This window comes from Neisseria dentiae, assembly GCF_024580525.1.
Classification (GTDB): Bacteria; Pseudomonadota; Gammaproteobacteria; order Burkholderiales; family Neisseriaceae; genus Neisseria; species Neisseria dentiae_A.
The window spans coordinates 59,739-84,421 of sequence record NZ_JANIKQ010000013.1; the positions used below are offsets into that span (position 1 = coordinate 59,739).

25 protein-coding genes are annotated in these 24,683 nt (G+C 55.6%); 11 read left to right on the forward strand and 14 right to left on the reverse strand.

Annotated features, from left to right (window positions below; all coding sequences use genetic code 11):
* The first annotated feature begins 110 nt into the window (after positions 1–110).
* The 3 genes from NQ012_RS08855 (at position 111) to NQ012_RS08865 (ending at position 3,574) form a co-directional block, all read left to right on the forward strand.
* A complete protein-coding gene (locus NQ012_RS08855) occupies positions 111–1,163 on the forward strand; it encodes a LacI family DNA-binding transcriptional regulator (protein ID WP_257067245.1) in 1,053 nt (350 codons plus the stop codon).
* 270 nt (positions 1,164–1,433) lie between these two features.
* The gene (locus NQ012_RS08860; protein WP_257067246.1) at positions 1,434–2,759 is read left to right on the forward strand and encodes an MFS transporter; all 1,326 of its coding nucleotides are present in this window, start codon (positions 1,434–1,436) and stop codon (positions 2,757–2,759) included.
* Positions 2,760–3,058: 299 nt separating this feature from the next.
* Positions 3,059–3,574: a hypothetical protein gene (locus tag NQ012_RS08865; RefSeq protein ID WP_257067247.1), complete on the forward strand. Its 516-nt coding sequence runs from the start codon at positions 3,059–3,061 to the stop codon at positions 3,572–3,574.
* Positions 3,575–3,724: 150 nt separating this feature from the next.
* Here the strand turns inward: NQ012_RS08865 and nqrM are convergent, their stop codons facing one another.
* From nqrM to NQ012_RS08910, 9 genes are all read right to left on the reverse strand, one after another.
* Complete coding sequence (gene nqrM / locus NQ012_RS08870; protein ID WP_257067248.1) at positions 3,725–3,925, reverse strand: (Na+)-NQR maturation NqrM; 201 nt, start codon at positions 3,923–3,925, stop codon at positions 3,725–3,727.
* 42 nt (positions 3,926–3,967) lie between these two features.
* Positions 3,968–5,026: an FAD:protein FMN transferase gene (locus NQ012_RS08875; protein WP_257067249.1), complete on the reverse strand. Its 1,059-nt coding sequence runs from the start codon at positions 5,024–5,026 to the stop codon at positions 3,968–3,970.
* Positions 5,027–5,115: 89 nt separating this feature from the next.
* Positions 5,116–6,339: an NADH:ubiquinone reductase (Na(+)-transporting) subunit F gene (nqrF, locus tag NQ012_RS08880; RefSeq protein ID WP_085365196.1), complete on the reverse strand. Its 1,224-nt coding sequence runs from the start codon at positions 6,337–6,339 to the stop codon at positions 5,116–5,118.
* Positions 6,340–6,351: 12 nt separating this feature from the next.
* Positions 6,352–6,948, reverse strand: a complete 597-nt coding sequence (gene nqrE / locus NQ012_RS08885) for an NADH:ubiquinone reductase (Na(+)-transporting) subunit E (protein ID WP_257067250.1) — start codon at positions 6,946–6,948, stop codon at positions 6,352–6,354.
* Positions 6,949–6,950: 2 nt separating this feature from the next.
* On the reverse strand, positions 6,951–7,577 hold the full coding sequence (locus NQ012_RS08890) for an NADH:ubiquinone reductase (Na(+)-transporting) subunit D (protein WP_257067251.1): 627 nt from the start codon (positions 7,575–7,577) through the stop codon (positions 6,951–6,953).
* 2 nt (positions 7,578–7,579) lie between these two features.
* Complete coding sequence (locus tag NQ012_RS08895; protein ID WP_257067252.1) at positions 7,580–8,344, reverse strand: Na(+)-translocating NADH-quinone reductase subunit C; 765 nt, start codon at positions 8,342–8,344, stop codon at positions 7,580–7,582.
* Positions 8,337–9,569: an NADH:ubiquinone reductase (Na(+)-transporting) subunit B gene (locus tag NQ012_RS08900; RefSeq protein ID WP_257067253.1), complete on the reverse strand. Its 1,233-nt coding sequence runs from the start codon at positions 9,567–9,569 to the stop codon at positions 8,337–8,339. Before NQ012_RS08900 ends, NQ012_RS08895 begins: the two co-directional genes overlap by 8 nt.
* Positions 9,570–9,571: 2 nt before the next feature.
* Positions 9,572–10,915 carry a Na(+)-translocating NADH-quinone reductase subunit A gene (locus NQ012_RS08905; RefSeq protein WP_257067254.1) on the reverse strand — a complete coding sequence of 448 codons (1,344 nt, stop codon included), beginning with the start codon at positions 10,913–10,915 and terminating at the stop codon, positions 9,572–9,574.
* Positions 10,908–11,159 (reverse strand): hypothetical protein, encoded by a 252-nt coding sequence (locus NQ012_RS08910; protein WP_257067255.1) that lies wholly within the window; start codon positions 11,157–11,159, stop codon positions 10,908–10,910. The genes NQ012_RS08905 and NQ012_RS08910 overlap by 8 nt, the downstream gene beginning before the upstream one ends.
* A gap of 141 nt (positions 11,160–11,300) precedes the next feature.
* Between NQ012_RS08910 and NQ012_RS08915 the strand changes: the two genes are divergently transcribed.
* Positions 11,301–12,197 carry a tyrosine recombinase gene (locus tag NQ012_RS08915; protein WP_257067256.1) on the forward strand — a complete coding sequence of 299 codons (897 nt, stop codon included), beginning with the start codon at positions 11,301–11,303 and terminating at the stop codon, positions 12,195–12,197.
* 312 nt (positions 12,198–12,509) lie between these two features.
* Entirely contained in the window at positions 12,510–13,679 is a 1,170-nt protein-coding gene (locus NQ012_RS08920) for a cytochrome-c peroxidase (RefSeq protein ID WP_257067257.1), read from the forward strand.
* A 78-nt stretch (positions 13,680–13,757) separates the two neighbouring features.
* Here the strand turns inward: NQ012_RS08920 and gdhA are convergent, their stop codons facing one another.
* Complete coding sequence (gdhA, locus tag NQ012_RS08925) at positions 13,758–15,098, reverse strand: NADP-specific glutamate dehydrogenase (protein WP_257067258.1); 1,341 nt, start codon at positions 15,096–15,098, stop codon at positions 13,758–13,760.
* 273 nt (positions 15,099–15,371) lie between these two features.
* On the opposite strand from gdhA, the gene NQ012_RS08930 reads away from it, so the two are divergent.
* The 3 genes from NQ012_RS08930 (at position 15,372) to NQ012_RS08940 (ending at position 18,581) form a co-directional block, all read left to right on the forward strand.
* On the forward strand, positions 15,372–16,166 hold the full coding sequence (locus tag NQ012_RS08930) for a thymidylate synthase (protein WP_257067259.1): 795 nt from the start codon (positions 15,372–15,374) through the stop codon (positions 16,164–16,166).
* 94 nt (positions 16,167–16,260) lie between these two features.
* Complete coding sequence (gene fghA / locus NQ012_RS08935) at positions 16,261–17,103, forward strand: S-formylglutathione hydrolase (protein ID WP_257067260.1); 843 nt, start codon at positions 16,261–16,263, stop codon at positions 17,101–17,103.
* A gap of 263 nt (positions 17,104–17,366) precedes the next feature.
* Positions 17,367–18,581 carry a pyridoxal phosphate-dependent aminotransferase gene (locus tag NQ012_RS08940; RefSeq protein ID WP_257067261.1) on the forward strand — a complete coding sequence of 405 codons (1,215 nt, stop codon included), beginning with the start codon at positions 17,367–17,369 and terminating at the stop codon, positions 18,579–18,581.
* Between the two features lie 132 nt (positions 18,582–18,713).
* On the opposite strand, the gene rfbD is transcribed toward NQ012_RS08940, so the two are convergent.
* The 4 genes from rfbD to rfbB all read right to left on the reverse strand — a co-directional run bounded on the left by rfbD (position 18,714) and on the right by rfbB (position 22,256).
* Positions 18,714–19,580, reverse strand: coding sequence for a dTDP-4-dehydrorhamnose reductase (gene rfbD / locus NQ012_RS08945; protein WP_257067262.1), 867 nt, complete (start codon positions 19,578–19,580; stop codon positions 18,714–18,716).
* The gene (rfbC, locus tag NQ012_RS08950) at positions 19,577–20,113 is read right to left on the reverse strand and encodes a dTDP-4-dehydrorhamnose 3,5-epimerase (RefSeq protein ID WP_085365139.1); all 537 of its coding nucleotides are present in this window, start codon (positions 20,111–20,113) and stop codon (positions 19,577–19,579) included. The genes rfbD and rfbC overlap by 4 nt, the downstream gene beginning before the upstream one ends.
* An 81-nt stretch (positions 20,114–20,194) precedes the next feature.
* Positions 20,195–21,073, reverse strand: coding sequence for a glucose-1-phosphate thymidylyltransferase RfbA (gene rfbA, locus NQ012_RS08955; RefSeq protein ID WP_257067263.1), 879 nt, complete (start codon positions 21,071–21,073; stop codon positions 20,195–20,197).
* A gap of 97 nt (positions 21,074–21,170) precedes the next feature.
* Complete coding sequence (gene rfbB / locus NQ012_RS08960; RefSeq protein ID WP_257067264.1) at positions 21,171–22,256, reverse strand: dTDP-glucose 4,6-dehydratase; 1,086 nt, start codon at positions 22,254–22,256, stop codon at positions 21,171–21,173.
* Positions 22,257–22,446: 190 nt separating this feature from the next.
* On the opposite strand from rfbB, the gene NQ012_RS08965 reads away from it, so the two are divergent.
* The 3 genes from NQ012_RS08965 (at position 22,447) to NQ012_RS08975 (ending at position 24,541) form a co-directional block, all read left to right on the forward strand.
* Complete coding sequence (locus NQ012_RS08965) at positions 22,447–23,037, forward strand: LemA family protein (RefSeq protein WP_257067266.1); 591 nt, start codon at positions 22,447–22,449, stop codon at positions 23,035–23,037.
* 110 nt (positions 23,038–23,147) lie between these two features.
* Positions 23,148–24,032 carry a TPM domain-containing protein gene (locus NQ012_RS08970; RefSeq protein ID WP_257067267.1) on the forward strand — a complete coding sequence of 295 codons (885 nt, stop codon included), beginning with the start codon at positions 23,148–23,150 and terminating at the stop codon, positions 24,030–24,032.
* Positions 24,032–24,541, forward strand: a complete 510-nt coding sequence (locus NQ012_RS08975; RefSeq protein ID WP_257067268.1) for a TPM domain-containing protein — start codon at positions 24,032–24,034, stop codon at positions 24,539–24,541. The genes NQ012_RS08970 and NQ012_RS08975 overlap by 1 nt, the downstream gene beginning before the upstream one ends.
* The last annotated feature ends 142 nt before the right edge of the window (positions 24,542–24,683 follow it).

Below are 24,683 nucleotides of genomic sequence, written 5' to 3' on the forward strand. Positions count from 1 at the left end.
AAGGTTGTGTATAAAAAAATGGTATGACACCGATGTCATCTGTGATATGCTTTGCCGCAATTAACCGAAACAAGCAACCAAGCAGAAGGACTTACAGGGAAACGGCAGGTATGGCCACGATTTATGATGTTGCCGAGCGGGCGGGTGTGTCGCCCAAAACCGTCAGCCGCGTTTTGAACCAAGACGCGCCGGTGAGTGCGAAAACCCGTGCCGCAGTGGAAGCGGCAATGGAGGAGCTGGGTTATATCCCGTCGTCTGCCGCACGCATCATGCGTTCCAACCGTTCGGGGTTGGTGGGGGTGATTACCGGTGCGATTTCCCGCCATCACGACCGCCACAGCGGCGGCGGCCTGCCCGATATGTTTTTGGTGCAGGGCATACAGCACACGATGGCCGAAGCGGGCAAAACGGTGATGATTGCCGACACGGGCAACCGTTTCGGGCAGGTGGAAACGCTGATGCGAACCTTTCAGGAACACCGGGCAGAAGGCATTTTATATGTGGCCGAATTCCATCAGGAAGTGAGCCTGCCCGAGCTGAAGCTCAATTGCCCGCTGGTGTTGGTGAACTGTTTCGACAGACAGGGCACGCCGTCGGTGCTGCCCGACGACGAACAAGGCCAATACGGCTTGGTGAAGCGGATTATCGCCGGCGGCCACCGCCGCATTGCTTATTTAAGCCTGCAACCGCAGGTGATTGCCAGCAAACTGCGCCGCCGCGGCTACCGCCGTGCGCTGGAAGAGGCGGGTATCGCTTATGATGCGGCTTTGGATTTGGCGGGCTATCCCGACTACACCAACCGCAGCGAATCCCTGCTGGCGGCGGTGGAAAAACTGCTGACGCTGCCCAAACCGCCTACTGTTTTATGCTGCGGTAACGATGAAATGGTGGTGCGGCTTTACGGCATTCTGCGTTCGCGCGGCGTTAAAGTGCCGGAAGAAATATCGGTGGCCGGTTACGACGACCACCGCTCGATTGCCGAAACGCTGTTTCCGCCATTGACCACCGCCGATCTGCCCTATACGGCGATGGGGGCACGGGCAGCGCAGATGCTGCTGGATGCGGTGGCGGGCAAAGAACTGCCCCGGCAACCGGTTATCATCGGCGGCGATGCCGTATGGCGGGAATCGGTAACCGATATAAATCCCGCGAAACAACCATAATATTTCGAGCCTGATTTACAGGCCGTCTGAAAACCGTCTCTCATTAAAACAATAACAACAAACTGTCACCACCATCAAAAACCTGTTTTAAGGCATCGCTTTGCCCGTTTGCCGCTGATGCGCGCGGCGGGCAGGGCGGTTCTTTAGAAAACAAAACCGGCCGTACCCGATAATCAAAACAAGCCTGAACAATAAGGCTGCGATTTACCTTCACCACACACGCACGGGACAAACTTTCTCAGGTTTTTCAATTACAAGGAGTCTTCAATCATGAGAATAGACCACCGTGTGGCGATGACGCTGCGCCAGATTATGCTGATGAACTTCGGTTTTTTCGGCATTCAATACAGTTTCGGTTTGCAGCAAACCGCCATTAACCCGATTTTCAGCTTTCTGAATGCCGACCCCGGCCAACTGCCGATTCTCAACATGGCCGGCCCCGTAACCGGCCTGCTGGTGCAGCCTTTGATCGGTGCTTTGAGCGACCGCACATGGGTCAACGGCCTCGGCCGCCGCCGCCCCTATTTCTTAATCGGCGCCATCGGGTGCAGTATCTGTTTGTTTTTCTATCCGCACGTTACCGCGCTGTGGATGGCTGTGCTGATGCTGTGGCTGCTGGATATCAGCAACAACACCGCTATGGAACCCTACCGCGCGTTTATCGCCGACAAACTGCCCGATAACCAACAGCCCACCGGCTTTCTGATGCAGTCTGTGTTTACCGGTTTGGGCATCACGTTGGCCAATGTGTCGCTGTATTTCTTCCAGCAATGGATTACCGGCACCTCCGAATCCGGCATTCCTTACTGGGTTTACGGTTCGTTCTATATCGGTGCCGTCTGCTCCATCGGTTCAGTGTTGATTTCCGTACTTTCCACCCCTGAAAACCGCCCCAGCGACGAAGAGCTGGCCGAAATGCGTGCCAAACCGCGCGGTTTGATTCCCGCCGTCAAAGAAATCGGCCTTGCCATCAAAGAAATGCCCAAACCTCTGTGGCAGCTTGCTTTGGTTTATCTGTTCCAATGGTATGCCATGTTTATCTACTGGCAATACGTTACCCTCAGCATCGCCAAATCGGTGTGGAACGCCACCCCCGCCGACAAACACGGCTTCGAGCAGGCTGTGGGCTGGACAGGCTTGGTGAACGGCTGGTACAACATCGTTACCTTTATTTCCGCTTTCGGCCTGATGGCATTGGCCAGAAAATACAGCGCCAAACAAGTTCACGCGCTCTGTTTGATTCTGGCAGCCGTTGCCCTGTTGATTTTCCCGCACCTCACCAATAAATATATGCTGTTCCTGCCGATGATAGGCTTCGGTATCGCTTGGGCTTCGATTATGGGCGTGCCGTTTTTGATTGCCGTGGCCGAAGTGCCGCAAGAACGTTACGGCGTGTATATGGGCATCATCAATATGATGATTGTGATTCCGATGCTGATCGAAACCGTTACCTTCGGCCCGATTTTCAATCATGTGTTGGGCGCCAATCCCACTAATGCAATGATGTGTGCCGGCGTGCTGTTGGGCTTGGCTGCGTTCTTCACCTTGCGTATCAACACCAAACAACGCCCTGCCGAAGCGTCTATGATTGATTGATTACGGTAAAACGGAGTTGGTTAGAAAGGCCGTCTGAAATGTTTTTCAGACGGCCTTAAGATATTTTGAAAAGGTCTCGGAATATGGATATTTTCAAGTTGTAATTGGTTTTGCTAAGGCTTCAGACTTGATAAAAGTTTTAGGCCGTCTGAAAAAAAGACATAACTGTTTTGGCTACATTTTCCCGCCAGTCGGTGCAAGCACACATAAAAAATATAGGATAGACTAAAAACCACATTTCACGGCATGATAATTCTCTGTCAAACCAATTGTTTCCACAACGCCGAAGGAGCATGATTATGTCTAAACGAAACAAGCTGTTCCTGTATTTGTTTGTTACTATGTCCGTGTATGCCCTGATGCTTGGCGTTACCCTTCCCGAGTTGCATTCGTATACGAACGGCATGGCACTCTTTGACGAAAAACCGGTTTTTGATCAGAAATATACTATCCGTCTATTGGAATATTTGGGCGAAGAAGGCGGCGTCTATTATCAATACCGGCAAATTCCATTGGACATGTTTTATATCGTCCTGTTTGCCTTCACATACCATCAAATCCTGCACCATTTTACCTACACTTTAAACCTGCACAAATGGAGATTTGTTATATGGTTGCCGGTTATTGCGGCAGTTTTTGATTTTTTAGAAAATGTCTGCATTTTTTGGGTGCTGCATTCATTTCCGCAAATTTCTACACTAATCAGCCTGATTCCCTATTTAACCGCACTGAAAATGACATTCGGCGTGCTTTATCTCGCGGCATTTGTCATTCTAGGAGTAATGGTTTTACTGCGCTGTTTGCGTAAAACGTAAAACAATATGACATTCGGCTCGAGCATTGATATCCTACGCACAATAAAAATTTCGGCAGATAACTGCTAACTTGCCCAACCAAAAATTCAGACGGCCTGAAATAAAGCTTTCAGGCCGTCTGAAAAGTAATGCGTTGTCTTGCAGCAGTGCTTACGAAACCGTTTTTCCCTGTTTGGCCAACTCGGCCTTGCGGCGTGCGCACGGGGTGTCGCAGTCGCAGACTTTTTCCATGCCGAGGGCGGAAATGCCGCCGCAGCTGCCTTTGATTTCGCGGCGTTTGAAAATGTAGCCCAGCGCCATGCCGAATATCACCAGCAGGAAAAAACAGAAGGTGATCAAGAAGATTTTCATGGGGTTATCCTTTCTGATGCCGTTGCCAAGCCGTTGCAGCGGCTATTTTACTATTTCTTTGAAGGCGGAGGACATTTCGGTTTTAAAACCGTCGGCGGTTTTGATAATCATAAATACCGCCAGGTGGTTTTTTTCGGCGGTGGCCAGCGCTTTTTCTTCGCCCATCACGAAAAGGCCGGTGGCGAGGCCGTCGGCGGTCATGGCGTTGTCGGCCACTACGCTCACGGAAGCCAGGTTATGGCTGATGGGTTGTTTGCTTTGGGGGTCGATGATATGCGAAAGCCGTTTGCCCGATGCGTCGGTGCGGAAATTGCGGTAGTCGCCTGAGGTGGCAAGCGAGCGGTTGTTTAGCGGCACCACGATTTGCGCAGCCTGTTTTTGGGCAAACTGCGGTTGCTCGATGCCCACGCTCCAGGCTTCGTTTTTCTGGTTTTTGCCTTTGGCGCGCAATTCGCCGCCGATTTCGACCAGATAGTTTTGAACGCCGAGGCTGTCGAGATGCTGCGCCAATTTGTCGACGCCGAAGCCTTTGGCGATGGCAGACAGGTCTAAATAAACGCCGTCGGCCTGTTTGCTCAGGCGTGCGCCGGTTTCAGACGGCTTGGTTTCCAGCCGGATTTTGTCTATGCCCACCAGTTTTTCGGCGGTGCTGATTTGTGCGGCTGCCGGCGCTTGGCTGATATTTTTGTCCGGCCCGAATCCCCACAGGTTTACCAGCGGGCCGACGGTAACGTCCAAAGCGCCTCCGGTAAGGCGGTTCAGGCGCACGGCTTCCGCCAGCACGGTGGCGAAGTCGGCGGAAACGGTCATGCTGCCTTCGCTTGCTTTCATGCGGTTGAAGCGGCTGATTTCGGAATCGGTTTGGTAGGTGGACATCTGCCGGTTGACTTCTTGCAGAATCTTGTCGAAACCGGCTTGGGTTTGTTTCGGGTCGGGCAGGGGCGATCCGGGATTGGCAAGGTATTTGACCGTGTAGGTGGTGCCCATGGTTTCGCCGGTAACGGTGGCCATTTCGGGCGCGCCGCCGCAGGCGGAAAGGGCGGCCGATACGGCCAGCAGGCCGAGCAGCCGGAAGATGAGGTTTTTTGCGTGGTGGAGCATAATGGTTTCTTTGAGAAGAGGGGAGAAACGGCATCAGGCCGTCTGAAAAGGTTTTCAGACGGCCTGATGGGTATGGCTGCGTGGCAACCTTAGCCGCCGAAGTCGTCCAACAAGATGTTTTCGTCTTCAACGCCCAAATCTTTCAACATTTTGATGACCGAGGCGTTCATAATCGGCGGGCCGCACATATAAAATTCGCAGTCTTCCGGCGCTTCGTGGTTTTTGAGGTAGTTTTCGTAAATCACGTTGTGGATAAAGCCGGTATAGCCGTCCCAATCGTCGCCCGGTTGCGGGTCGGAAAGGGCAACGTGCCATTCGAAGTTGTCGTTTTCGGCTTGCAGCGTGTCGAAGTCTTCCACATAAAACATTTCGCGTTTGGAGCGGGCGCCATACCAGAAGCTGATTTTACGCTTGGATTTCAAACGCTTGAGTTGGTCGAAGATATGCGAGCGCATCGGTGCCATGCCCGCGCCGCCGCCGATAAACACCATTTCGGCGTCGGTGTCTTTGGCGAAAAATTCGCCGAAGGGGCCGGAAATGATTACTTTGTCGCCGGGTTTGAGCGACCAGATATAAGACGACATCTGGCCGGGCGGCACGTCGGGGTTGTTGGGCGGCGGGGTGGCGATCCGCACGTTGAGCATGATGATGCCTTTTTCTTCGGGATAAGAGGCCATCGAGTAGGCGCGCACAATCGGTTCGTCCACTTTGGAAACGTAGCGCCACAGGTTGAATTTATCCCAATCTTCGTGGTATTCCTCGGGAATGTCGAAGTCTTTATAGGCCACAGTGTGCGGTTCGGCTTCGATTTGGATGTAGCCGCCGGCACGGAAGGGCACTTCTTCGCCTTCGGGAATCGCCAGCTTCAGCTCTTTGATGAAGGTGGCTTTGTTGTCGTTGGAAATAACGGTGCATTCCCATTTTTTCACGCCGAACACTTCTTCGGGCAGTGCGATGTCCATATCGCTTTTCACGTTGACCTGGCACGACAGGCGGCAGCCTTCTTTGGCTTCGCGCTTGCTGATGTGGGAAAGCTCGGTGGGCAGGATGTCGCCGCCGCCGCTTTTCACCACCACTTTGCATTGGCCGCAGGAGCCGCCGCCGCCGCAGGCGGACGATACGAAAATGCCTTTGCTCGAGAGTGCGCCCAAGAGCTTGCCGCCGGCCGGCACGGTAATCGTTTTGTCGTCTTCATCGTTGATGGTGATGGTGATGTCGCCGGAGCTGACCAGTTTGGATTTGGCCAGCAGAATCATCACGGCCAAGGCCAAAATGATGACGGTGAACATCACGATGCCTAAAATGATTTCCATGCACGAGCCTCCTTATAACTGTATGCCGGAAAACGACAGAAAACCCAATGCCATCAGGCCGGCGCTGATGAAGGTGATGCCCAAGCCGCGCAATCCTTTGGGCACGTCGGCGTATTTCAATTTTTCGGTAATGCCCGCCAGCGCCACAATCGCCAGCATCCAGCCCAAGCCCGCGCCGGTACCGTACACGATGGATTCGGTGAAGTTGTAGTCGCGCTGAACCATAAACGACACACCGCCGAAAATGGCGCAGTTTACCGTAATCAGGGGCAGGAAAATCCCCAGCGCGTTGTAGAGCGCGGGAAAGTATTTGTCCAGAATCATTTCCAGAATCTGCACGATGGCGGCGATCACGCCGATGAAGGTGATGAAGCGCAGAAAGGTTAAGTCAACCCCCGGCATGATGGCGCCGTCTTTAAGCACCAGCGAATAGACCAGTTGGTTGGCCGGCACCGAAATCGCCAATACCACGGTAACGGCCACGCCCAAACCGAAAGCGGTGGAGATTTTTTTGGATACCGCCAAAAACGTACACATCCCCAAGAAAAAGGAGAGCGCCATATTTTCGATAAATATGGATTTCACAAAAATACTCAGATAGTGTTCCATGATTATTTCTCCGCTTGCTCGGGTTTCCAGGTGCGCAGACACCAGATAATGAGGGCGATAATGAAGAACGCGCTGGGTGCCAGCAGAAACAGGCCGTTGGCCTGATACCAGCCACCGTCTTGAACGGTTTGCATGATGGTGATGCCGAACAGTTTGCCCGAGCCGATCAGCTCGCGGATGGTGGCCACAATCACCAGAATCACGCCGTAGCCGAAGCCGTTGCCCAAGCCGTCGACCAAGCTTTCCAGCGGCGGCTCTTTCATGGCAAACGCTTCGGCGCGGCCCATCACGATACAGTTGGTGATGATGAGGCCGACGAATACCGACAGCTGTTTCGACAATTCGTAGGCAAATGCCTGCAACACCTGGTCAACCAGGGTTACCAGCGAAGCGATAATGGCCATCTGAACGATGATGCGCACGCTGTTGGGGATATAGTTGCGGATTAACGAGATGAAAAAGCTCGAAAAGCCGGTTACCAACGCCACCGAAATAGCCATCACTACGGCGGTTTCCAGTTTGGTGGTTACCGCCAGCGCGGAACACACGCCGAGAATCTGCAAGGCAATCGGGTTGTTTTTCACAACCGGAGAAAACATTAGTTCCTTCAAACGTTTCGCGTCAGCCATGATTATTCTCCTGCTTTGATTTTAGCCAGATAGGGGCCGAAGCCGTTTTGGCTGAACCAATAATGAAACGAACCCTGCACGCCTTTGGTGGTCATGGTGGCACCGGAGAGTCCGTCCACACCGTGCTCTTTGTCGGAGGAAGCGCCTTTGCCGATGCGGATGGCGACATCGCCCTGCTCGTTATACAGCTTTTTGCCGACAAAATGTTTTTGCCACAACGGATTGGCGATTTCGCCGCCCAAGCCGGCAGTTTCGCCCTGTTCGTAATAAGTGAGGCCGTTAACGGTGTTGCCGTCGGGTTTGACCGCCACGAAGCCGTACATCACCGACCACAAGCCGCTGCCGTGCATGGGCAGCACGATTTGGCCGGTTTTGCCGGAATCGTCTTTAATCAGATACACTTCGGCGTATTTGGCGCGGGTTTGAATGCCGGCCAGATCTTCTTCGGGTTTGATTCTCACGCTTTGCTGCGGATCTTTGGCAGCGGCACGGGCATCGAAGTCTTTCACGCCTTCCACATATTCGCCGGTGGCCAAATCCACAATGCGCGGCTCGACGCGCTCGGCATACACTTTGGGTACATCGGTGCCGTCTGAAAGCAGACCGGCGGCGCCCAAAATATTTCTCTGTTTGTCGAGCAGCTTTTTCTCGTTTTGGGCGGGTTTCAAGCCCACCGCCGCGCCGGCCACGATCACCGAACACAGCAGGCTGACGGCAACCACAACGGCCAGCGTGCCGCCGAAGCTGTCTTTATCAAACTTAGCCATTGCGAACCCTCCTGCGTTTGATATTCGCCTGAACAACAAAATAATCCAAAATCGGCGCAAACAGATTGGCAAACAGAATCGCCAGCATCATGCCTTCGGGGTAGGCGGGGTTGACCACGCGGATCAGTACGCACATCACACCGATTAAGGCACCGTACCACCATTTGCCGACATTGGTAAACGAGGCGGAAACCGGATCGGTGGCCATAAACAGCATACCGATGGCAAAGCCGCCCAATACCAGATGCCAATACCACGGCATGGAAAACATGGGGTTGGTGTCGGAACCGATGGCGTTAAACAGCAGCGAAGTGGCCACCATGCCCAGCATCACCCCGGCAATAATGCGCCAGGAAGCGATGCGGGCAAACACAATCAGCGCACCGCCGATTAACAATGCCAGTGTGGAAACTTCGCCCATCGAGCCGGGCAGGTTGCCGATAAAGGCATCCATCCAAGTAATCGGCTGGCCGGTAACGGTGTGTTTCAAACCGGCAGCACCTTCGACGGCCCATTGCGAAAGCGCGGTTGCACCCGAGAAGCCGTCCACCGCCGTCCAAACGGCGTCGCCGGAAATCTGGGCGGGGTAGGCGAAAAACAGAAAGGCGCGGCCGGCCAGCGCGGGGTTCATAAAGTTTTTACCCGTGCCGCCGAACACTTCTTTCGCCATCACCACGCCGAAAGTGATGCCCAGCGCAGCCTGCCACAACGGCAGGGTAGGGGGCACGATTAGGGCGAACAGAATCGAGGTAACGAAAAAACCTTCGTTGATTTCGTGTTTGCGGATAACCGAAAACAGCACTTCCCAAAAGCCGCCCACGGCGAATACCACCGCATAAATCGGCAGAAAGAAAATGGCGCCCAGCGACAGTTTGCTGAAAATGCCCGCGTCGGTACCCAAATTGATGCCTAGCCAATGCGCCAGCGCATAATGCCAGTCGGCGGCGATGTTTTGTTCCAGCAGCCCCAAGTGGTTGACGGCGGCAATCGATTGCGCACCGACGTTATACATGCCGTAGAACATGGCCGGAAACAGTGCGATCCACACCATAATCATCATGCGTTTGGAATCGAGCGCATCGCGCACGTGCGAAGCCTTGCGCGTTACCGTACCCGGCGTATAGAGAAGGGTGGCGACCGCCTCATAGAGCGGATACCATTTTTCACGCTTGCCGCCGGGCAGGAAATCGGGTTCGATTTTTTCAAAAAAATGTTTCAATCCCATATTCAGCCTTCTTTCTCAATCTTGTCCAGCACATTGCGCAGCAGCGCGCCGTATTCGTATTTGCCCGGGCAGACGAAACTGCACAGCGCCAAATCTTCTTCGTCCAGCTCCAGGCAGCCCAAAGCCTGCGCGCTGTCGGTGTCGCCGACAATCAGATCGCGCAGCAGCAGGGTGGGCAGGATGTCCAGCGGCATCACGCGCTCGTAGGTGCCGATGGGCACCATCGCACGTTCGCCGCCGTTAACGGCCGAAGTGAAGTTGAACAGTTTGCTTTTTAAGAAATGACCGAGAGTGGTGCGGGTAACCGTGTATTTGTCGGCGCTGGGAACCACCCAGCCGAACAGCTCTTTGGCGCGGCCTTCTGCAATCACCGAGATTTGGTTGTGGTAGCGGCCCAGATAATCGTGTGCGCCGGCGGCGGCGGCGCCGTTGAGCACCGAACCGGAAATCACGCGGTTTTCGCCGTCTTTCAGTTCGCCCGCCGTCAGTTCGGAAACTTTCGCGCCCAATACCGTGCGCAGCAGGCGCGGCTGTTTGACTTGCGGGCCGGCCAGCGACACCACGCGCGAAACGTCCAGCTCGCCGGTGGCAAACAGATGGCCGATGGCGATAACGTCTTGATAGTTGACCGTCCACACCGTTTTGTTAGCGCCGACGGGTTCGATAAAGTGGATGTGCGTGCCCGACAAACCGGCCGGATGCGGGCCGCCGAATTCGTGAACGGCGATATTGCCGCCGTCTGAAACCGGAATATCGGCGCCGGCGGCTTTGCAGACGTGGATTTTATTGGCGGTGAGGCGGCTCAAGACTAATAAGCCGCGGGTGAAGTCGTCGGCGCGTTCCCGTACCACCACCTGCGGGTCGGCGGCCAGCGGATTGGTATCCATGGCGTTGACGAATATGGCGGCAGGCTCGGCGTCTGCGGCGGGCACTTTGCTGAAAGGGCGGGTGCGGAAGGCCGTCCACAAACCCGAAGCGAGCAGATTACGGCGGATTTCCTCACCGCTCAAGCGGTTAAGGGCTTCGGGGGCGTAACGCTCGAATGTAATTTGTTCGTTGCCTTCTACGGCGATCACCACCGATTGCAACACCCGTTTTTCGCCGCGGTGGATGGCGGTAACCGTGCCCGAGGCCGGGGCGGTAAACACCACGCCGGGGTTTTTCTTATCCTCGAACAGCACTTGGCCTTTCTGAACTTTGTCGCCTTCCTGAACCTTCATAGAAGGGCGCATACCCACATATTCTTCGCCGAGTACGGCCACTTCGCCGACGGAGGCGCCAGGGTAGATGGTTTGTTCCGGCTTGCCCGCAATCGGCAGGTCAAGCCCTTTTTTAATTCTAATCATGGTTTTGCACTAACGTCGTATCAGGTTGATGAAACACGGGCTGCGGGTTTGATGCGGGGCCTGAAGAGGAGTTTGAGGCCGTCTGAAAACAAACCGGCAGCCGCTCGGTAAAACGCAACTGCTGGTGCCGTTTGCTATCTGCCTGCGCCTTTTCTGTATAATCGGCGCAAAACAAAATAACGGCGCGGCTTTGAAATAACGTGCGCAAGGCTACCGTGTTGCAAGCCCCTGCGGGCGGCTGCATGGCGCCGAATGTAAACGGAAAACCGTTTTGATTTTACCTAAATCATACACTTGTTACCACGGTTTTAACCGATAAATTTTATTTTTCTATAATAATCAAATTATTGATTGGAATACTTTGCTTTCAGACGGCCTCGATACCATGTTGCTCGAACAGTTTGCCAATTATCAGGATCCCTATTTGAATATGCTGGTGCAGCAGGGGAAGTCGGCGCACACCGTAGCGGCCTACCGCCGCGATTTGGCCCAGCTTCAAAAGCTGATGCCGCAAGACGCGGGCGGCGAAACCCTGCACCGCCGCCATTTCATAGCCGCTTTGAAAAAACTGTCGCAGCTTGAAGCACACCAACGCAGCATGGCGCGCAAACTGTCGGCTTGGCGGCAGTATTGCGGCTGGCTGGTGCGGCAGGGCTTGCTGGCGGCAGACCCGACGGAAGGTTTGCGCGCCCCCAAGCCGCCGGAGCGTTTGCCCAAGGCACTCGAGCAGGAAACGCTTAACAACCTGCTCGATAACGATACCGATAGCGAACCTTTGGGCGTGCGCGACCATGCCTTGTTCGAGCTGATGTACGGCAGCGGCCTGCGCGTGGGCGAAGTGCACGGGCTGGATATTGAAGATGTTCTGCTTGAAGAAGGCTGGGTGGGCGTAACCGGCAAGGGCGGCAAACAGCGCCGCGTGCCGCTGGGTAGCAAAAGCATTGAAGCCGTTAAGGCCTACCTGCCGCAACGGGCGGCGGCGGGGGGCGAAACCGCGCTGTTCACCAGCCGTGCGGGCCGCCGCCTGAGCATACGCCAGATTCAAAACCGTCTGCGCGATTGGGCGCTGCGCCACGGCAGCCCGCAGCATATTTCGCCGCATATGCTGCGCCACAGTTTCGCCAGCCACCTGCTGCAATCGGCGCAGGATATCCGCGCGGTGCAGGAGCTGCTCGGCCACAGCCGGTTATCGACCACGCAGATTTATACCAAGCTCGATTTCGACCATTTGGCAAAGGTTTATGATGATGCGCATCCGCGGGCGAAGCGTAAGAAAGAATGATGCGGCATTGCCCGGCCGGGTTCGGAACTTCGTTTAAGCAATCAAGCAGCAGGCCGTCTGAAAACTTTTCAGACGGCCTGCTGCCTTTATCGGCCTGCTTCAGTTTGCTTTAAGAAAAGTAAGGTAATCTGCCCGCACGAACCGCCGTTTTACAAATTTTATCGGCATTATTATTAAAGCCAATGGAATGTTAAATTATTGATGCCGCGCAAATACGGCGGATAACGGCACTTTTATACTGCCCGCAACCATAAACCGCATTATGGTGAAAACGCATAACCAAAATAATTTTTGATAGATAAAGGAACCACCATGAAACACGTTCTCAAAAAAGGCGGGTTGGCTCTGGCCGTGTTGCTGGCGCTCGCGGCATGCAAAGGAGAAGAGCAGTCGGGACAGGCATCCGCACCCGCAGCGTCGGAATCTGCTCCGGCGGCGGCTTCGGCAGCTTCTTCTGCCGCCGCACCCGACAACAGCAATGCGTCGCCCGAAGACAAAGAACTGTTGAAACAGGCGCAGTCGTTGTTTCAGCCGCTGCCCGACGAGGCGGCAATGCAGAAAGCGCACCCGTTTACCGCAGCGCAGGTTAAACTCGGCCGCCAGCTTTGGTATGAACCGCGTTTGTCGCGCGGCAACACAGTAAGCTGTAACTCATGCCATAACCTGGCTACTGCGGGTGTGGACAATTTGCCGACCAGCCAAGGCCACAAAGGTGCGTTCGGCGGCCGCAACTCACCCACGGCTCTGAATGCCGCCCTGCTGGGCAGCCAGTTTTGGGACGGACGTGCCGCCACGGTTGAAGAGCAGGCAGGCGGGCCGCTGCTGAACCCTGTGGAAATGGCCAACCCCGACAAAGCCTCGGTTGAGAAAAAAATCGCCGCGATTCCCGAATATCAGGCCATGTTTAAAGAAGCCTATGCCGACAAGGGCGGCGCGGTAACGTTCGACAACATCACCGATGCCATCGCCGCGTTCGAGCGCACGCTGCTCACGCCCACCAAGTGGGACGACTACCTCAAAGGCAATATCAGCGCGCTTAACGAAACCGAGCGCAAAGGCGTGCGTGCGTTTATCAACAACGGCTGCATCGCCTGCCACAAAGGCGTAACGCTGGGCGGCGATTCGTTTCAGAAATTCGGTTTGGTCAAAGGCCCTTACTGGCAGTTTACCGGCAGCAAAAAACACGACGAAGGCCGCTTTGAAGTAACCAAAGCCGAAAACGACAAATTCGTGTTCCGCGTGCCCGGCCTGCGCAATGTGGCCCGCACTTATCCCTATTTCCACGACGGCAGCGTGTGGGAGCTGGATAAAGCAGTCGGTATCATGGGCGAAGCGCAGCTGGGCAAGCAACTGCCGAAAGAAGATGTGGATGCCATCGTGGCGTTTTTGAATACCTTGTCCGGCTCGGTTTCCGAATCCGCCCGCACCGTGCCCGAGCTGCCGGTGCACAGCGCGGCCGACAGCCGTCCGCACAACCAATAAACCAAAGGTATCAAACCGAAAGGCCGTCTGAAAATTTTCAGACGGCCTTTGTTTGCTTTAACCAAACGGCAGGTCGGATTAAACCACGCCTTGCGCCAGCATGGCTTCGGCCACTTTTTTGAAGCCCGCGATATTGGCGCCGTTCACATAGTTCACATAACCGCCTTCGCTGCCGTTGGCCACGCAGTTTTCGTGGATGTTTTCCATGATGCCGAACAGGCGTTGGTCGACTTCTTCGCGCGTCCAAGAAAGGCGGATATGGTTTTGGCTCATTTCCAAACCCGAAGTGGCCACGCCGCCCGCATTGGAGGCTTTGCCCGGCGCATACAGGATTTTGGCTTTAACAAACGCTTCGACTGCGCCCAGCGTAGAGGGCATATTCGCACCTTCGGCCACGCAGAAGCAGCCGTTGGCGAGCAGGGTTTTGGCATCGTTTTCGTCAAGCTCGTTTTGGGTGGCGCAGGGCAGGGCAACATCGCAGGGCACACCCCACGGTTTTTGGTCGGCAAAGTATTCCAAGCCTTGCTCTTTGGCGTAAACCGACAAACGTTCGCGGCGCACTTCTTTCAGCTCGATTAACGCCGCCAGTTGCGCTTCGGTCATGCCGCTGTCGGCGAATTTCACAAAGCCGTTGGAATCGGAAACGGTCAGCACTTTCGCGCCGAGCTGAATCGCTTTTTCGGCGGCGTATTGCGCCACATTGCCGGAGCCGGAAATCAAAACTTTCTTGGCCGCCATGCTGTTGCCTTTGGTTTTCAGCATACTGTCGGCAAAATAAACCGTGCCGTAGCCGGTGGCTTCGGGGCGGATCAGGCTGCCGCCGTACACTAGGCCTTTGCCGGTAAGCACCGAAGTGAATTCGTTGCGCAGCTTTTTATATTGGCCGAACAAAAAGCCGATTTCGCGGCCGCCCACGCCGATGTCGCCGGCGGGCACGTCGGTGTCGGCACCGATATGGCGGTAGAGTTCGCTCATAAAGGCTTGGCAGAAACGCATCACTTCGCCGTCGCTCTTGCCTTTGGGGTCGAAGTCGGAGCCGCCTTTGCCGCCGCCCATCGGCAGCGTGGTGAGCGCGTTTTTAAACACCTGCTCGAATGCCAAAAACTTCAGCACGCCCAAATCCACGGTGGGGTGGAAGCGCAGGCCGCCTTTGTAGGGGCCGATGGCCGAGTTCATCTGCACGCGGTAGCCGCGGTTCACTTGCACTTGGCCTTTGTCATCCACCCACGATACGCGGAACATAATCACGCGTTCGGGTTCGACGATGCGCTCCAGCAGGCCGTGGCAGGTGTATTGCGGGTTTTTCGCCAAGAAAGGGGCGAGGCTGCCGAACACTTCTTCAACGGCTTGGTGGAAAACGGGTTGGTTGGGGTCGCGCTGTTTGATTTGCTCAAACAGGGCATTGAGGTTTGCAGACATGGTAAAGTTCTCCTACCTTTTAGATAAAACAGTGATTTAAGAGAGGTTAAGAAATTTTAGAATGTGTCGTAATATAAACGCCTTTGAGGTGTTTTGCCAAGAAAAATTTAGGCAGATTGTTGACATTATTCCGTATGGCGGTATCAAAACGCCCCTTCTGGAAGCGGGTGCCGGAACAAATGGCGGGCAAAGTGGTACAATGCCCCGCCCGCCCTCAAAGGCCGTCTGAAAACCGGATACCGCCCATTTAAGTTAAGGAAATTAAGGAAACCCATGAAAGCCTATTTAGACCTGATGCGCCATGTGCTCGAACACGGCACCGACAAATCCGACCGCACCGGCACCGGCACCCGCTCCGTGTTCGGCTACCAAATGCGCTTCGATTTAAGCGAAGGCTTTCCGCTGCTCACCACCAAAAAGCTGCACCTGCGCTCGATTATCCACGAGCTGTTGTGGTTTTTAAAAGGCGACACCAACATCAAATATTTGAAAGACAACAATGTTTCGATTTGGGACGAATGGGCCGACGAAAACGGCGACTTAGGCCCCGTTTACGGCTACCAATGGCGCAGTTGGCCCGCGCCCGACGGCCGCCATATCGACCAAATCGCCAACCTGATTGACCAAATCAAAAAAAATCCCGACAGCCGCCGCCTGATTGTTTCCGCATGGAACCCCGCGTTGGTTGACGAAATGGCCCTGCCGCCGTGCCACGCGCTGTTTCAGTTTTATGTGGCAAACGGCAAACTCTCGTGCCAGCTTTACCAGCGCAGCGCCGATATTTTCCTCGGCGTGCCGTTCAATATCGCCAGCTACGCGCTGCTTACCCTGATGCTGGCGCAAGTGTGCGGCTTGCAGGCGGGCGAGTTTGTGCATACCTTCGGCGACGCCCACCTATACAGCAACCATTTCGAGCAGGCCGAGTTGCAGCTTACCCGCGAACCGCGCCCGCTGCCGCAGATGAAGCTCAACCCCGAAGTGAAAAACCTGTTTGACTTCAAGTTTGAAGATTTCGAATTAACCGGCTACGACCCGCACCCGCACATCAAAGCTGCGGTGGCGGTGTAAGCCGTAGCGGCAGTTTGTATCGATAGGATTTTTTTCAGACGGCCTGCCGTATCGGTTGCACAGGCCGTCTGAAATATTATGAAAGCAGCAAAAAATGAGTGCATTAACCCTGATTTCCCGCAACAAAATGTTTAACGGCAGCCATGAGCGCTACCGCCATTTTTCCGATGCCAACCAATGCGAAATGACTTTCGCCGTTTATCTGCCGCCGCAGGCGCTGCAAGGTTACCGTGTGCCGGTTTTATACTGGTTATCGGGCTTAACCTGCACCGATGAGAATTTTTCCACCAAGTCGGGCGCGCAGCGTTTCGCCGCACAGTGGGGCATCGCCCTGGTTATGCCCGACACTTCGCCGCGCGGTGCAGGCGTGGCCGATGATGACGCTTATCATTTGGGGCAGGGCGCAGGTTTTTATTTAGACGCCACCCGCGAGCCGTGGGCGGCGAATTATCAGATGTACAGCTATATCGTGCACGAGCTGCCTGCCTTAATCGAAGCGCATTTTCCCGTGAACGGTCAGCGCAGCATCGCCGGCCACAGCATGGGCGGCCACGGCGCTTTGCAGATTGCCCTGAAAAACCCCGGGCGTTATGCGGCGGTTTCCGCCTTTGCGCCGATTGCCAACCCGAGCCAAACGCCGTGGGTGCAGAAAGCCTTTGCTGCCTATTTGGGCGATAACCCCGAAATATGGGCGCAATACGACAGCACCGAGCTTGTCAAAACCGCCGTTAAAAAACTGCCGGTATTGATAGACCAAGGCAGTGCCGACGAGTTTTATCCGCATGATCTGCAACCGCAGGCATTTGTGAATGCCGCGCGCGGCAACGGTTTTAATGTGCAGTTCAATCTGCGCGAAGGCTACGGCCACGGTTATTATTTTATTGCCACCTTTATCGACAGCCATATCGAGTTCCACGCCGACGCGCTGGGGTTGTGAGAAACGTTTCAGGCCGTCTGAAAAAATTCTTTTCAGACGGCCTGATCGGATTTTGCAGGGCAAAACTGATTGCTTAATAACAGCTTTGCCAAACCCGGGCATAACGCCGAGATTTTAAAACGCCGGCGGATTTTGCAAATTCATCGGCCTTTCTGCCGCCAAGCCGGTGCAAAATACAAAATATTGTTGCGGGCATCTTTGCAGCGCACCGTAAACGCGGTACATTTACGGCCATTCATTTCACAAGATTAAGTTGCAACATCATGGACCGTTTTCCCAAATCCTCCAAACTCGACCAAGTATGCTACGACATCCGCGGTCCCGTACACAAAGAAGCCCTGCGCCTTGAAGAAGAAGGACATAAAATCTTAAAACTCAATATCGGCAACCCCGCACCTTTCGGCTTTGAAGCGCCCGATGAAATTTTGGTCGACGTTATCCGCAACCTGCCCACTTCGCAAGGCTATTGCGATTCCAAAGGGCTGTATTCCGCCCGCAAAGCCATCGTACATTATTACCAAACCAAAGATTTGCGCAGCATCACCGTAAACGACGTGTATATCGGCAACGGCGTATCCGAGCTGATCACCATGTCGATGCAGGCGCTGCTTAACGACGGCGACGAAATCCTGATTCCCGCGCCCGACTATCCTTTGTGGACGGCGGCGGCCACGCTGGCCGGCGGCACCGTGCGCCATTATCTGTGCGACGAAGAAAACGAATGGTTTCCCGATCTCGCCGACATGGAAGCAAAAATCACGCCCAACACCAAAGCCATCGTGGTGATTAACCCCAACAACCCCACGGGCGCGGTATACAGCAAAGAAATCCTGTTGCAGATTACCGAGTTGGCGCGCCGCCACGGGCTGATTATTTTCGCCGACGAAATTTACGACAAAATCCTTTACGACGGCGCGCAACACCACCACATCGCCGCACTCGCCCCCGATTTGCTCACCATCACCTTCAACGGCCTTTCCAAAGCCTACCGCGTGGCCGGTTTCCGTATGGGCTGGATGGTGCTCAACGGCCCCAAACACCACGCTAAAGGCTATATCGAGGGCTTGGACATGCTCGCTTCGATGCGTTTATGCGCCAACACACCCATGCAGCACGCCATCCAAACCGCATTGGGCGGCTATCAGAGCATCAACGAATTTATCTTGCCCGGAGGCCGCCTGCTGGAGCAGCGTAACAAAGCCTACGAAATGCTTGTTCAAATTCCCGGCATCAGTTGCGTGAAACCGAAAGGCGCGATGTATCTGTTTCCGAAAATCGACACGGAAATGTACAGCATTAAAGACGATGCCAAATTTATCTACGATTTGCTGTTGCAGGAGAAGGTGCTGCTGGTGCAGGGCACGGGTTTCAACTGGATACGCCCCGACCACTTCCGCGTGGTAACGCTGCCCTATGCCCACCAAATCGAAGAAGCCATGGGCAAGCTGGCGCGCTTTTTGAAACACTACCGCCAGTAGCGGCAGTTTGCCGGCAGGCAAAACAAAAGGGTTGGTAATCCAACCCTTTTGTTTGTTTTAAAGCGTTTGTTTTAAAGTGAGGCCGGGCATTTTCAGACGGCCTCTCTTTTTACCAAGCTGACGCACGGTGGTTTATCCGGCCAATTGTTTGACCACTTCGCCTAAGGCTTTTTGCCAGTCGGAAGGGGCGATATCCAGCTCGGTGCGGATTTTATTGCAGTCGAGCACGCTGTATGACGGGCGCGGGGCGGGGGTGGGGTAGGCTTCGGTGCCGATGGCGTGCAGCACGGGAGCTTTGAAATCCGGGTTGTGGCCGGCGGCGGTTTGGAAAATGCGCTCGGCAAACTCATACCAGCTTACGGGTTTGTCGCCGCAGAAGTGGTAGATGCCGCGGGGTGCGGCGGGGCGGCGGAGCATATCGATCATGGCTTGTGCCAAATCGCCGGCGTAGGTGGGGTTGCCGATTTGGTCGCTAACCACCGAAAGCTCGCTGCGTTCGGCGGCCAGGCGCAGCATGGTTTTAACGAAATTATTGCCGTGTTCGCTGAACACCCAGGCGGTGCGCAGGATAACGCTGTCGGGGTGGGCGGCCAGTGCCAGCAATTCGCCTGCCAGTTTGGATTTGCCGTACACACCGGCCGGTTCGGGCAGCGAGGTTTCGGTGTAGGGCGTTTTGCTGTTTCCGCCGAACACGTAATCGGTGGAAACATGGATAAAGCGGGCTTTCACCGTGCGGGCGGCGGCGGCGAGGTTGTGTACGGCGGTGCCGTTTACCGTGAAGGCTTTGTCGTGCTCGCTTTCGGCCTGGTCAACGGCGGTGTAGGCGGCGGCGTTGACGATGGCGTCGGGTTGGAAGCTGCGCGCCATGTTCAGTACGGCGGCGGCGTCGGTGATGTCGAGCGTGGCCGAGTCGGCGGCGATGATTTCCCAATCTTCGGGCAGGCGGTCTTTGAAGCAGCGGCCGAGTTGGCCTTTGGAGCCGGTAAGCAGAATTCTCATTTAAACAGTTCCTCCAGGGTTTTGCCTTGCTGGTCTTTGGCGGAGAGCAGCGGGTTTTGCAGCGGCCAGTCGATGCCGACGGCGGGATCGTTCCAAATCAGACAGCCTTCGGCTTTGGGGTTGTAGAAATCGGTGCATTTGTATTCGAAGTCGGCGGTGTCGCTCAATACGGCGAAGCCGTGGGCGAGGCCGGGTGGAATCCAGAATTGGGTTTTGTTGTCTTCGTTGAGAATCACGCCCGCCCATTTGCCGAAAGTGGGGGAGTCGGGGCGGATGTCTACGGCCACGTCGAACACTTCGCCGCGCACGCAGCGCACCAGTTTTCCCTGCGGGTTTTCGGTTTGGAAGTGCAGGCCGCGCAGCACGCCTTTTTGCGAGCGCGAGTGGTTGTCTTGCACGAAATCGGCTTCGATGCCGAGCATCTCGCGGTAGCGGTTTTTTTCGAAGGTTTCGAGAAAAAAGCCGCGCTCGTCGCCGAACACTTTGGGTTGGATGATTTTAACGTCGGCAATAACGGTGTCGATAATCTGCATGATGGGTTCTTTTCGGAAAGCGGTTAGTTGTTTCAGGCCGCCTGTTTAAACGGCAGGCAGGCCGTCTGAACGGAAGCCGGTTTAAATCCTGCGGCTGCCGTCGAGCAGTTTTTGCAGGTATTGGCCGTAGCCGGTTTTGGCCAGCGGCTGAATGCAGGCTTCGAGCTGTTCGGCGGTCAGCCAGCCTTTTTTAAAGGCGATTTCTTCCAGGCAGGCCACTTTCAGGCCCTGGCGGCTTTCGATGGTGTGCACGAAATGGGCGGCTTCGAGCAGGCTGTCGTGGGTGCCGGTGTCGAGCCAGGCAAAGCCGCGGCCGAGCAGCTCTACGTTCAGACGGCCTTGGGCGAGATAAGTTTGGTTGACATCGGTGATTTCCAGCTCGCCGCGCGGCGAGGGTTTGATTTGTTTGGCGATTTGGACGACATCGTTGTCGTAGAAATACAGGCCGGTAACGGCGTAGTTGGATTTGGGTTTGGCGGGTTTTTCTTCGATGGAAACGGCTTTGAAGTTTTCGTCGAACTCGACCACGCCGAAGCGTTGGGGGTCGGCCACTTGGTAGCCGAACACGGTGGCGCCGTTTTCGCGTGAGACGGCGGCCGCGAGTTTGTTGCTGAAATGTTCGCCGAAATAGATGTTGTCGCCCAGCACCAAACACACACGGTCGTTGCCGATAAACTGTTCGCCGATAAGAAAGGCTTGCGCGAGGCCGTCGGGGCTGGGCTGGACGGCGTAGCTGATGCGGATGCCGAAGTCGCTGCCGTCGCCGAGCAGGCGTTGGTAGCCACTCATGTCTTCCGGGGTGGAGATGACCAGCACGTCGCGGATGCCGGAGAGCATCAGCACTGAGAGCGGGTAGTAGATCATGGGTTTGTCGTAAACGGGCAGCAGTTGTTTCGACACGCCTCGGGTAATCGGGTAAAGGCGGGTGCCGGAGCCGCCGGCCAGAATAATGCCTTTCATGTTGTTCCTTTTCTTTATTCTTTTCGTTGTTTTTTCAGACGGCCTCGGGTATTCGAATGTTTGTGCGGTAACAGGCCGTCTGAAAACCATCTGTTTTTTATACCAAGCCCAAACGTTCGCCCTGATACGAACCGTCAAGCACGGCCTGCCACCAGTTTTCGTTGTCCAGATACCATTGCACGGTTTTGCGTATGCCGCTTTCAAAGGTTTCCTGCGGCTTCCAGACCAAGTCGCGTGCGATTTTGGCGGCGTCGATGGCGTAGCGCACGTCGTGGCCGGGGCGGTCGGCAACGTGGGTGATCAGTTCGGCATACGATGCGATGCGGCCTGCCACGGCGGGGTTGTCGGCAACGGGCCGGATTTCGTCGAGAATGGCGCAGATGGTGCGCACTACGTCGATATTCTGCCGCTCGTTATGGCCGCCGATGTTGTAGCTTTCGCCGTTTTCGGCGCGGGTGAACACCGTCCACAAGGCGCGGGCGTGGTCTTCCACATAGAGCCAGTCGCGGATTTGTTTGCCTTCGCCGTAAACGGGCAGGGGTTTGCCTGCCAAACAGTTCAGTATCATCAGCGGAATCAGCTTTTCGGGAAAGTGGTAGGGGCCGTAGTTGTTGGAGCAGTTGGTGAGCACTGCGGGCAGGCCGTAGGTGCGCTGCCAGGCGCGCACGAGGTGGTCGCTGGAGGCTTTGCTGGCCGAATAGGGGCTGCTGGGCGCGTAGGGTGTGGTTTCGGTAAACAAATCGTCGGTGCCGTGCAGGTCGCCGAACACTTCGTCGGTGGAAATGTGGTGGAAGCGGAACTGCGGCTTGTCTTGCTCGGCGAGCGTGTTCCAATATTGGCGCGCGGCTTCGAGCAGGGTGTAGGTGCCGACGATGTTGGTTTCGATAAAGGCGGCGGGGCCGGTGATGCTGCGGTCGACATGGCTTTCGGCGGCCAGATGCAGCACGCCGCGCGGCCGGTGTTCGGCAAACAGTGCATCGAGTGCGGCGCGGTCGCAGATGTCGGTGTGCGAAAACACATAGCGCGGGTTGGCGGCCACGCTTTCCAGCGATTGCAGGTTGCCTGCGTAGGTGAGTTTGTCGATGTTCACCACTTTGGCGTCGGTGTTTTCAATCAGGTGGCGGATAAGCGCGGAGCCGATAAAGCCGGCGCCGCCGGTAACGAACACGGTGTTTTTCTGCATGGATGGATTTCTGCGGTTAATGTAATCGGCGGTAATTGTATCGGCAAACGGCCAAAGCGCACAACAACCGTTTGTCGCTTAGGGTTTTTCGGCAGGGTGCTTTTCTATATACTCCTAACGTTTTCAGACGGCCCCGATAATTTCAGGCCGTCTGAAACCCTTTAAATTATTTTTTTCACGGAGACTCCCCATGTTGAAAAAATGGCTGGCCATTATCGCCGTATTCACCTCGCTGTTCGCCCTTAACGGCTGCGGCTACAACACTATGCAAACGCAAGACGAAGCGGCCAATGCGGCTTGGTCGGAAGTGCTCAACCAATACCAGCGCCGCGCCGATTTGATTCCGAACCTGGTCAACACCGTTAAAGGTTACGCCAAACACGAAGAGCAGGTGCTCACCGAAGTAACCGCTGCGCGCAGCAAAGTGGGCAGCATCCAGATGACTGCCGATGATGCCACCAACGAAGAAAAACTCAAGCAATACGCGCAGGCGCAGGGTGAATTGAGCAGCGTCCTGTCACGCCTGCTGGTGGTTTCCGAAAACTACCCGCAGCTTAAAGCCGACCAAAACTTCCGCGACCTGCAAGCCCAGCTCGAAGGCACGGAAAACCGCGTTACGCTCGCGCGCAACAACTACATCAAAGCGGTGCAGACTTATAACACCACCCTGCGCCAGTTTCCGCAAAACATCACCGCCAAAATCTTCGGCATGAAAGCGCGCCCGCAATTTACGGTTGAAAACGAAAAAGCCGTATCCACCGCGCCCAAAGTCGAGTTTTAACGTTTGGGCCGTCTGAAAACATTTTTTGCCTGCACCGCCGGAGCAAAAGTTTTTCAGACAGCCTTACCGAGCCGGCAGGCCGTCTGAAAAAACGATTGGAAAGGAAAGCCATGCAATCCGTAATACAGCGAATCGGCGTTTTCGCCGCCATGCTGCTGGCCAGCGTGTGGCTGTTTGCCGCCGAGCTTGCCGCCGTGCCCCAGCTTACCGATCCCGTGATGGATACGGCACAGATGATGCAGCCGCAGGCGCGGCAGGAACTCAACGCGCATCTGCTGCAATACAGCCGCGAAAAAGGCAGCCAGATTGTGGTGCTGACCGTGCCCAAAATCGAGCCGGAAACCCCGTTCGACTATTCCGCGCGCGTGATGGAGCAATGGAAAATCGGCCGTGAACAGCACAGCGACGGCGTGCTGCTGCTGCTCGTGCGCGACGAGCGCAAAACCCATCTGGCCGTAGGCCGCGGCCTGGAAGGCGCGATTCCCGACGTGTACGCCAAACGCATTCTCGAAGACGTTCTACGCCCCTATCTGCGCGAAGGCAAAACCGACGAAGGCATCAGCGCCGCCGTGGTGCAGATTGAGAAACTGATTGCCGGCGAACAACTGCCGGAAGCGCAGAACGAAAGCAACGGGGAGGGCGGCGGCGACAGCCTGATTCTGCTGTTTATCCTGCCGTTTATCGCCGGCGGCTTTTTAAAAGCCATCTTCGGGCGTACGCTGGGCAGCCTGTTTACCGGCGGCGTGATGTTTGGTGCGGCCATGCTGCTCGGCTGGGGGCTGGTAATCGGCGTGCTGGCCGCCGTGGTCGGTGCGGTGCTGGCCTTTATTATCGGCAGCGGGGCGTTTATTTCGGGAGGCGGCGGTTTTGGCGGAGGGGGCTTCGGCGGCGGTTCGCGCGGGGGCGGCGGCTGGAGCAGCGGCGGCTTCGGCGGAGGCGGTTTCAGCGGCGGCGGAGGCGGCTTCGGCGGCGGCGGCGCATCGGGAGGTTGGTAATGGAACAAAACAAATTCAAACGCTTATGGCAGCATTGGCTGCACCCGCGCGCCCGTGTCGAGCGGTATTTTCCCACCGCCGATTTACAGCGCATCAGCCGCCATATCGGCGAATCCGAGCTACATCACCAAGGGCAGATACGCTTTGTAGTTGAATCGCGCTACCCAAGCAGCGCCGTGTTGGGCGGCCTGCAACCCCGCACCCGTGCTTGGCAATGGTTCGGAGAATTAGGCGTGTGGGATGCCGAGCTTAACATCGGCGTGCTGGTGTATGTGTTGTTTGCCGACCATGCCGTCGAAGTGGCGGCCGACCGCGGCATCGCCGCCAAAGTGGGTGAAGACGAATGGCGGCACGTTTGCGAAACCATGCGCGAAGCGTTTAAGCGCGGGGCGTTCGTAGAAGGTTTGGAAAGCGGCTTGCAGGAAGTAAACGCCATTCTAACCGCACATTTCTCGCGCAACGGCGGCACAGCCGCAGACGATTTGCCGAACGATGTGGTGATCAGATAGCAACTGTGTTGCCAACTCGTCAGTCAGCAACATCAAACACGGTTAATCAAGCGCATTGCAGGCCGTCTGAACACAGATAGTCGCGTACCCGTGCGTTCAGTATTCTCAGCAGTTTGTGCATACACGCATTGATGGCTACTTT

Coding starts and splice junctions, on each gene's coding strand:
- NQ012_RS08975 (WP_257067268.1), top strand. CDS start 24,032: ATGGAACAAAACAAATTCAAACGCTTATGGCAGCATTGGCTGCACCCG.
- rfbC (WP_085365139.1), bottom strand. CDS start 20,113: ATGCAGATTATCGACACCGTTATTGCCGACGTTAAAATCATCCAACCC.
- nqrE (WP_257067250.1), bottom strand. CDS start 6,948: ATGGAACACTATCTGAGTATTTTTGTGAAATCCATATTTATCGAAAAT.
- NQ012_RS08930 (WP_257067259.1), top strand. CDS start 15,372: ATGAAAGCCTATTTAGACCTGATGCGCCATGTGCTCGAACACGGCACC.
- rfbB (WP_257067264.1), bottom strand. CDS start 22,256: ATGCAGAAAAACACCGTGTTCGTTACCGGCGGCGCCGGCTTTATCGGC.
- NQ012_RS08910 (WP_257067255.1), bottom strand. CDS start 11,159: ATGCAGCCGCCCGCAGGGGCTTGCAACACGGTAGCCTTGCGCACGTTA.
- nqrM (WP_257067248.1), bottom strand. CDS start 3,925: ATGAAAATCTTCTTGATCACCTTCTGTTTTTTCCTGCTGGTGATATTC.
- NQ012_RS08970 (WP_257067267.1), top strand. CDS start 23,148: ATGCAATCCGTAATACAGCGAATCGGCGTTTTCGCCGCCATGCTGCTG.
- gdhA (WP_257067258.1), bottom strand. CDS start 15,098: ATGTCTGCAAACCTCAATGCCCTGTTTGAGCAAATCAAACAGCGCGAC.
- NQ012_RS08965 (WP_257067266.1), top strand. CDS start 22,447: ATGTTGAAAAAATGGCTGGCCATTATCGCCGTATTCACCTCGCTGTTC.
- NQ012_RS08865 (WP_257067247.1), top strand. CDS start 3,059: ATGTCTAAACGAAACAAGCTGTTCCTGTATTTGTTTGTTACTATGTCC.
- NQ012_RS08900 (WP_257067253.1), bottom strand. CDS start 9,569: ATGGGATTGAAACATTTTTTTGAAAAAATCGAACCCGATTTCCTGCCC.
- NQ012_RS08855 (WP_257067245.1), top strand. CDS start 111: ATGGCCACGATTTATGATGTTGCCGAGCGGGCGGGTGTGTCGCCCAAA.
- rfbA (WP_257067263.1), bottom strand. CDS start 21,073: ATGAAAGGCATTATTCTGGCCGGCGGCTCCGGCACCCGCCTTTACCCG.
- NQ012_RS08860 (WP_257067246.1), top strand. CDS start 1,434: ATGAGAATAGACCACCGTGTGGCGATGACGCTGCGCCAGATTATGCTG.
- NQ012_RS08905 (WP_257067254.1), bottom strand. CDS start 10,915: ATGATTAGAATTAAAAAAGGGCTTGACCTGCCGATTGCGGGCAAGCCG.
- NQ012_RS08875 (WP_257067249.1), bottom strand. CDS start 5,026: ATGCTCCACCACGCAAAAAACCTCATCTTCCGGCTGCTCGGCCTGCTG.
- fghA (WP_257067260.1), top strand. CDS start 16,261: ATGAGTGCATTAACCCTGATTTCCCGCAACAAAATGTTTAACGGCAGC.
- NQ012_RS08895 (WP_257067252.1), bottom strand. CDS start 8,344: ATGGCTAAGTTTGATAAAGACAGCTTCGGCGGCACGCTGGCCGTTGTG.
- NQ012_RS08890 (WP_257067251.1), bottom strand. CDS start 7,577: ATGGCTGACGCGAAACGTTTGAAGGAACTAATGTTTTCTCCGGTTGTG.
- rfbD (WP_257067262.1), bottom strand. CDS start 19,580: ATGAGAATTCTGCTTACCGGCTCCAAAGGCCAACTCGGCCGCTGCTTC.
- NQ012_RS08940 (WP_257067261.1), top strand. CDS start 17,367: ATGGACCGTTTTCCCAAATCCTCCAAACTCGACCAAGTATGCTACGAC.
- nqrF (WP_085365196.1), bottom strand. CDS start 6,339: ATGGAAATCATTTTAGGCATCGTGATGTTCACCGTCATCATTTTGGCC.
- NQ012_RS08920 (WP_257067257.1), top strand. CDS start 12,510: ATGAAACACGTTCTCAAAAAAGGCGGGTTGGCTCTGGCCGTGTTGCTG.
- NQ012_RS08915 (WP_257067256.1), top strand. CDS start 11,301: ATGTTGCTCGAACAGTTTGCCAATTATCAGGATCCCTATTTGAATATG.